Source organism: Paenisporosarcina sp. P4_D4, from assembly GCF_056401835.1.
On sequence record NZ_JBFUIO010000344.1, the window covers coordinates 1 to 948 of the forward strand.

The 948-nt window shown below is 36.9% G+C and carries 1 protein-coding gene; it reads right to left on the reverse strand.

Annotated elements, in window-relative coordinates:
- Positions 1–948 (reverse strand): HsdM family class I SAM-dependent methyltransferase (locus tag AC1DSL_RS18710; protein ID WP_477533397.1); only part of this gene is annotated, 948 nt, incomplete at both ends.

Genomic DNA, 948 nt, shown 5'->3' on the forward strand with positions numbered 1-948 from the left:
ATTTTCGAGAGAAGATAAAGATTCATCTGCAATTAATCCGATATCTAAACTATCATTCTTATTCTCAATTACTTCTCTTGTAAACTTGTTCCAGCGTTCATCTTCCACTTTAGAGCGGTCTTCAGATACATAAGCTTTCATGAAATTTTCAAAATGAGCCATAGTTAATTGATTACGCTTTCCGAACGAAGACATATTTGTGCGTAGGTCATACACCCAGACATCTTTTGTATTATCTTGGTCAGTAATTCCTCTATTAAAGAATAAGACATTTGTTTTTACACCTTTAGCATAAAAAATTCCTGTTGGTAAGCGTAAAATGGTATGTAAATTACATTTGTTCATCAAGTCACGACGAATTTGCGCACCAACGCCACTCTCAAACAAAACGTTATCTGGTAAAACCACCGCTGCACGAGCTTTTCCATCATCCTTTAATGCGTTATATATTAATTGTAAGAAATTTAATTGCTTGTTTGAGGTATCATGTGTTAAATCATCACGGGAAACTCTTTCTCCACCCTTTTTTGTACCAAAAGGGGGATTTGTTAAAATGACATCATAGTTCTTCATCCATTTTCCGTTGCTAGATAATGAGTCCCCATGTTCAATGCGTCCTTCCAAGTTATGAAGCAACGCATTCATCAACGCAAGTCGATGTGTTCCTTGAACAAGTTCCATCCCAGTGAAAGCCTCTTTCTTTTGAAACTCTGCTTCTTGTGGATCTAAGTCAAAATAGTTATCAGTTTGACTTTTTAGGTACTGATCTGCTGATATCATAAAGCCAAATGTTCCTGCCGCTGGATCAACGCAACGCTCACCAATTTTCGGATCAATTAATTGCACCATGACATCTATTAGTACCCGAGGTGTAAAGTATTGTCCCGCTCCAGATTTTGTTTCACTTGCATTCTTCTCAAGTAAACCTTCATATAAGTTTCCAAGTCC